Origin of the sequence: Asanoa iriomotensis (assembly GCF_016862515.1) — a bacterium.
In the GTDB taxonomy this organism is placed as follows: Bacteria; Actinomycetota; Actinomycetes; order Mycobacteriales; family Micromonosporaceae; genus Asanoa; species Asanoa iriomotensis.
This window is the reverse complement of sequence record NZ_BONC01000142.1, coordinates 1-6,955: the sequence shown is the minus strand read 5'-3', so window position 1 is coordinate 6,955 and position 6,955 is coordinate 1. Positions and strand designations below refer to the sequence as shown.

The following is a 6,955-nucleotide window of genomic DNA, read 5'->3' as shown; positions in this document are numbered from 1 at the left end:
CCCGACCAACCGCGGACATAGATGTCCGGCGGGAGCGACGGTCGCGCCCCCGACGGACCCGGGACCGGAATTTAAGATCTAAGCGACGAGTCCGAGGTCCCGAGCGATGACCAACCGCTGGATCTCCGACGTGCCCTCGCCGATTTCGAGGATTTTGGAGTCGCGCCAGAAGCGGGCTACCGGGAACTCGTTCATGAAGCCGTAGCCGCCGTGGATCTGGGTGGCGTCTCGGGCGTTGTCGACCGCGCTCTCGCTCGCGTAGAGCTTGGCGATCGCGGCCTGGCGCTTGAAGTCTCGGCCCGCGAGCATTTCGCGGGCCGCGTCGTAATAGGCCAAGCGGGCCAGGTGCGCGCGCTTCTCCATGTCCGCGATTTTGAACTGGATCGCTTGGAAGCCCGCGATCGGCTGGCCGAAGGCCTGGCGGTCCTTGGCGTAACGGATCGACTCGTCGACGCAGCCCTGTGCCAGGCCGACCGACAGCGCGGCGATGGCGATGCGGCCCTCGTCGAGGATGCGGAGGAACTGGGCGAACCCACGCCCGCGCTCGCCGAGGAGGTTCTCGGCCGGGACGCGGACGTCCTCGAACGTCAGCTCGTGGGTGTCCGACGCGCACCAGCCGACCTTCGAGTAGCCCGGCGCCACCGTGAAGCCCGGCGTGCCCGACGGGACGATGATCGTGGAGAGTTCCTTGCTGCCGTCGGCCCGCGTGCCGGTCACCGCCGTGACCGTGACGAACGACGTGATGTCGGTGCCCGAGTTGGTGATGAACGCCTTGGCGCCGTTGATCACCCATTCGTCGCCGTCGAGGACCGCGCGGGTCGCGGTGCCGCCGGCGTCGCTGCCGAAGCCCGGCTCCGTCAGGCCGAAGGCCGCCAGCGACTCGCCGCGCAGCAGTGGGGGCAGCCAGCGGCGCTTCTGCTCCTCGGTGCCGAACCGGTAGACCGGCATCGCGCCCAGCGAGACCGCGGCCTCCAGGGTGATCGCGACGCTCGAGTCGACGCGCGCGAGCTCTTCCAGGGCCAGGCAGAGGGCGAAGTAGTCGCCGCCCATGCCGCCGTGTTCCTCGGCGAAGGGCAGGCCGAACAGGCCCATTTTGCCCATCGCGGCGACGATGTCGTACGGGAACGTGTGATTGTCGTAGTGCTTGGCGATGACGGGCGCGATCACGTCGTGGGCGAACTCCCGCACACTCGCGCGCAGCGCCTCGTGCTCCTCGTTGAGCATGGCCGGCTCCTTGGTTTAGACGGGTGTCACGCCGTGGCGACGGCGGGAGAAGTGGCGGTCCTTGTCGCGTGCCGTCGCATACCGGGCGACCAGCTCGGCGCGCAGCTTTTCCGGCGGCACGATCGCGTCGACCACGAGCTCGCTGGCGAGGTGGACGATGTCGATGTCGCGCTCGTACGCCTCACGCCGCTCGGTGACGAACGCGGCTCGTGCCTCGTCGTCCTCGATCGCGGCGATCTTGTTGGCGTAGACCGCGTTGACGGCGGCCTCGGCGCCCATCACCGCGATCTTCGCGGTCGGCAGGGCGATCGTGGCGTCGGGCATGAAGCCCGGGCCGGCCATCGCGTAGAGCCCGGCGCCGTAGGCCTTCCGCACGACGACGCAGATCTTCGGCACCGTGGCTTCGGAGATCGCGGTGATCATCTTGGCGCCGTGCCGGATGATGCCCTGCTTTTCCACGGCGGTGCCGACCATGAAGCCGGGCACATCGGAAAGGAACAGCAGCGGCACGTTGAACGCGTCGCAGAGCTGCACGAACCTGGTGGCCTTGTCGGCGGAGTCGACGAACAGCACGCCGCCCTTGAACATCGAGTTGTTGGCCACCACACCGACGACCTGGCCGTCGAGGCGGCCGAAACCGATCGTCAGCTCCTTGGCCCAGAGCGCCTGGATCTCGAAGAACGAGCCGTCGTCGAGCAGTCCCTTGGCGAACTTGCGCATGTCGAACGCCTGGCGCTCGTTGGGCGGCACCATCGCGGCCAGATCGGCCGACGGCGGCGCGACCGCCGCGGCGACCGGCGGCCGTTGCGTGTAGTTGGCCGGCAAGTAGGACAGGTAGCGCCGGACCGTGTCGAGCGCCTCGTCCTCGGTCTTGCAGAGGAAGTGGCCGACGCCGGACTCGCGGGTGTGCACCGCGGCGCCGCCCATCGCCTCCAGCGTGGTCTTCTCGCCGGTGACCATCTCGACCATGCGGTCGGACCCGAGGTACATGCTCGCGTTGCCCTCGACCATGGCGACGACGTCGCAGAACGCCGGGATGTAGGCACCGCCCGCCGCCGACGGCCCGAACAGCGCGCAGACCTGCGGGATCGAACCGGACGCCCGGACCTGGTTCCAGAAGATGTGGCCGGCGCCGCGCCGGCCGGGGAACAGGTCGACCTGGTCGGTGATCCGGGCGCCGGCCGAGTCGACCAGGTAGACCATCGGCAGGCCGGACTGGTAGGCCCGCTCGATGATCCGGATGATCTTCTCGACGGTGCGGGCACCCCAGGAGCCGGCCTTGACCGTCGAGTCGTTGGCCATCAGGCAGACCGGGCGGCCGTCGATGGTCGCCTGGCCGGTGACCACGCCGTCGGCGGGCAACCCGTCGGCCAGCGCGTTCGCATAGAGCCCGTCTTCGACGAAGGAACCCTCGTCGACCAGGTGGGCAACCCGCTCGCGGGCGAACATCTTGCCCTTTGCGGCGTTGGCCGCGTGGTAGCGCTCGGCGCCCCCGGCCCGGACGCGCTTGCCGAGTTGCTCGAGCTCTTCGTCGTCGAGTGCCACACGGACCCCTTCGCCAACGTTACTGAACGATCGTTAGGGTACTACACCCGGATGACGAAGGGGCCCCCGCAGGTTGCGGGGGCCCCAGGTGGTGCGGATGGTGCGGGTGGAGAGATCAGCCGTTGACGGCCAGCGCCCCACCGGTGCTCTGGGCGAAAGCGCCACCCACGATGCCGATCGCGTTGCCCGCGACGTTGATCGGGGCCTGGATCGGCGCGTACAGCTGGTTGCCGTTCAGCGCACCGAAGTTGCCCGAGCTGACGAGGGTCGCGGGGCCGTTGATCGCCACGGCACCGCCGAACCCGCCGGCAGCGTCCTTGCCGTGCTTCTTGCCGTGCTTCTTGCCACCCCGGTCACCGTCGTAGTCGTCACCCTCGGTGGCACCCGAGCGCGCACCGGGTGCGTCCATCTTCGGCGCGGTGGGAGCCGAGGCCCCGCTGGCCAGCGACCCGACGACCGGGAGGCCGGCAACCGCCGGGAGCGAGCCCACCAGCGGCAGCGCCTCGTCGCGAGCCGACTCGGTGCTGGCGCTCTCGTTGACCGCGATCGCCCCGCCGCCGCAGTGCGCGAACGCTCCGCCGATGAGGGCGATCGCGTTGCCGCAGACGTTGATCGGGATCTGGATCGGCGCGTACAGCTGGTTGCCGTTGAGCGCACCGAAGTTGTTGGTGCTGACCAGCGTGGCTTCCTCGACGCTCGCACCTTCGGCGCGGGCGCTCTCACCGTTGACCGCGATCGCCCCGCCACCGCAGGACGCGAACGCACCGCCGATGAAGGAGATGGCGTTGCCGCAGATGTTGATCGGCATCTGGATCGGCGCGTACAGCTGGTTGCCGTTGAGCGCACCGAAGTTGTTGGTGCTGATCAGCGTGGCCTCGGTGCCAGCGTCACGGCCCTTGTCGTAACCCTCGACGCGAGCGCTCTCGTTGACCGCCACCGCGCCACCGGTGGCCGACGCGAAGGCACCGCCGACGATCCCGATCGCGTTGCCGGCGACGTTGATCGGCGCCTGGATCGGCACGATGATCTGGTTGCCGTTGAGGAGGCCGTAGTTGCCGGACGTGATGAAGGTCGACCCGTCGCCCCAGGGGGACTTGTCGTCCTTCTTGCCGTGCTTCTTGTGCTTGCCCTCGGCCGCCTTGACGAACTCGTCGTCGTGGTGCTTGCGGTAGCCGTTGTCCTTCGGGTCTTCCTGCCCGCCGCCACCGTTGACCGCGACAGCGCCACCGTCGCACGAGGCGAAGGCCCCGCCGATGAGCGCGATGCTGTTGCCGCACAGGTTGATCGGGGCCTGGATCGGCATCACGACCTGGTTGCCGTTGGCAATGCCGTAGTTGCCGGTGGTGATGGCGTCGGCAGCCTGCGCCGCCGCCTGCGTCGCGAGCAGACCACCAGCCGCCATGACGCCGACGCTGATGGACTTGCGAACCCAAGTCTTCATTGGGTGAAGTGACCTTTCAATAAATGTCAGATAAGAGGGTGTTGCGAGTTGCGTTGCCGTCCGGGGCGCGACGGTGTCCCTGACTCCGCCTGTCGACTTGCGCCCAGGTGTGGTTCGTGATGATCGCCATGGTTTCGCCGCTAGTCAGAGCGGTTTCGGAATCCCTGGTCGCCGCACTACCGCGGGCCGGAAGGCCCGGGCGGGGCTGTGGCTCCTGCCCGTCGAGGACGGTGCAGGTCCTTCATCACTAGTCAGGTGAGACGGTCGGTTTCTCGGCTTCGTGCCGTGGTACCGCGGTGTCGGCCGGCTTCGGCAGCAACTGGAAGGCGACCATGCTGCCCACGACCGACGAAGGAACGGTGGCGAACGCACCACCGCCCACCGGGGAACCCGACGCGCTGGCCGGGATACCCGACGCGCTGCCCTCACCCCGTGTGGGAGCGGGATACGGCAGGCGTGGCGCCTCGCCGGTGTTCCGGGACGTCGCGGCCGAGGCCACGGGTTCCGGCCGGCCGGCGGGGAGCCGGATGGTGCTCGTCTCGGAGTGAGCGGCCCGCACCGCGGCGACGTGTGCCGCGGTGGGAACGGTCGTGCCGGATGAGGTGCGTCCGTGCACGCCGCGCTGGTCGACGGGCGTGACTGCCGAGGTTGGCCGGCCGCGCGGGCCGGGCAGGGCGCCGGTCACCGTCCTGGCCACCACGCCGACCGCGCTGAACAGCGGTGCCGCGAAGGTGCGCAGCATCGAGGTCATCGGGCGGAAGAGCGCGGTGACCGGTGCGAGGACCGGCAGGGCGACCTGAGCCACCGGGGTGATCAGGGCGCCCGGGACGGCCAGCGCACGGGTGACCCCGAGCGGATCGACCAGTCCGGGTGTGCCGGCCGTCCCGCTGACGCGGGTTGCGGGCCGGTTCGCCGAGCGGTTCGACGGCCCAGCGGGGACGCCGGCGCGGTCGGCCGTACGGTCGGCGGCGTGGTTCGGCAGGTGTGCCGGCGCCGCGTCCGCGATCGTGATGGAGCGGTCCGCCGTCGTGCGGGGCACGACGACGGCGGCGGGATCCGAGATCGCCCGCCGAACGGTGGCGTGGCCGGTCGGCACCGGTTGCTCGACGGGCTTGTGCGCCGTCGCCGGCGTCAACACGTCGCCGAGCAGGCCGGTGGCCGTGCTCAACACCGGCGTCGCGATTTCCAGCACGCCGCCCATGGGCGCGAGGCCCTGGTTGGCGGCCGGCTCCGCCGCAGCGGCCTGTGCCGCCGACGCGGAAAGCAGCCAGGCCGCTCCCGCGAGGCCACCGACGACGAGCGTGCGCACCAGAATCTGTCGCGAAGTCTTGCGCGTGGTGCGCGCGACTCCCGACCGAATCATGGCCCGCCTCCGCTCGCCGGTTCGTTAGCGGTGGCGGTCCGGCCTAATTTGACCGGTTATGACCGCCACTGCCCTAGGTAACGAACCTGCTAGAAGAGGGTCACGCGGATGAATGGGAAAAAGTGGTCATATTGCCACTTATCGCATGCGGGCCACGATGCCCGTGTCGTAGTCGCCCGAGCGGAACTCGGCGTTCTCCAGCAGCTCGGCGAAGAACGGAAGGTTCTGCTTGGGACCCACGATCTCGAACGCGGCGACCGCGGCCCGGGCCCGTTCGAGCGCCTGCGCGCGGTCATCGCCATAGACAACGAGCTTCGCCAGCAATGAGTCGTAGAAAGGCGTCACTGTCGTCCCCGCGGCGTACCCCGAGTCGACCCGGACTCCCTCGCCGCCGGGCTCGACCCAGGTGGTGATCGCGCCCGGGCCGGGCAGGAACCGCTTCGGGTCCTCGGCGTTGATCCGCAGCTCCAGCGCGTGCCCGCGGGCCGTGAGCGCGGCCGGGTCGAACGACGGCGGCAGGCCGGCCGCGACCCGGAGCTGTTCCTCGACCAGGTCGACGCCGTACACCAGCTCGGTCACCGGGTGTTCGACCTGCAGCCGGGTGTTCATCTCCAGGAAGAAGAACTCGCCGGTCGCGGGCTCGAGCAGGCACTCGACGGTGCCCGCGTTGCGGTAGCCGACGGCCTCGCCGGCCCGCACCGCGGCGGCCAGCAGGCGGGTCCGCAGCTCCGGCGAGACCGCGGGTGACGGGGACTCCTCGGCGAGCTTCTGGTTGCGCCGCTGCACCGAGCATTCGCGCTCACCCAGGGCGACGACGGTGCCGTCGGCCAGACCCAGAATCTGCACCTCGACATGGCGTACGCGTGGGAAGTAACGCTCGATCAACACGGCGCCGTCGCCGAACATCCGCTCGGCGAACGCGCGGACCTTGGCGTACTCGGTGGCCAGGGCGGACTCGTCGGCGGCCACGGCCATGCCCATGCCGCCGCCACCGGCCGCGGCCTTGACCATCACGGGGTAGCCGATCGCGGCCGCCGCCTCGGTCGCCGCCTCCACCGACTCGGCCGGGTCCGTCGTGCCGGGCGCGACCGGCACGCCCGCGGCCGCCATCAGGTTGCGCGCGTTGATCTTGTCACCCATCGCCGTGATCGCGTCGGGGCCGGGACCGACCCAGATCAGCCCGGCGGCCTCGACGGCGCGGGCGAAATCGGCGTTCTCGGACAGGAAGCCGTAGCCCGGGTGCACTGCCTGTGCGCCCGTGTTCTTGGCGGCCTGGAGGATCGCGTCGACGTTGCGGTAGCTCTGCGCCACGTTCGCCGGACCGATCAGCACGGCCTCGTCGGCCTCGGTGACGAACGGGAGGTCGGCGTCCGCCTCGGAGT

At 70.0% G+C, this 6,955-nt stretch carries 5 protein-coding genes; all 5 read right to left on the bottom strand.

Features of this window, described 5'->3' with window-relative positions:
* Window positions 1–78: 78 nt before the first annotated feature.
* On the bottom strand, window positions 79–1,224 hold the full coding sequence (locus tag Air01nite_RS40175; protein ID WP_203708698.1) for an acyl-CoA dehydrogenase family protein: 1,146 nt from the start codon (window positions 1,222–1,224) through the stop codon (window positions 79–81).
* Between the two features lie 15 nt (window positions 1,225–1,239).
* Window positions 1,240–2,769, bottom strand: coding sequence for an acyl-CoA carboxylase subunit beta (locus Air01nite_RS40170; protein WP_203708696.1), 1,530 nt, complete (start codon window positions 2,767–2,769; stop codon window positions 1,240–1,242).
* 115 nt (window positions 2,770–2,884) lie between these two features.
* Window positions 2,885–4,210, bottom strand: coding sequence for a chaplin family protein (locus Air01nite_RS40165; RefSeq protein WP_203708694.1), 1,326 nt, complete (start codon window positions 4,208–4,210; stop codon window positions 2,885–2,887).
* 247 nt (window positions 4,211–4,457) lie between these two features.
* Entirely contained in the window at window positions 4,458–5,573 is a 1,116-nt protein-coding gene (locus Air01nite_RS40160; protein WP_203708692.1) for a hypothetical protein, read from the bottom strand.
* 138 nt (window positions 5,574–5,711) lie between these two features.
* Window positions 5,712–6,955 (bottom strand): acetyl-CoA carboxylase biotin carboxylase subunit (locus tag Air01nite_RS40155; protein ID WP_203708690.1); only part of this gene is annotated, 1,244 nt, incomplete at its 5' end.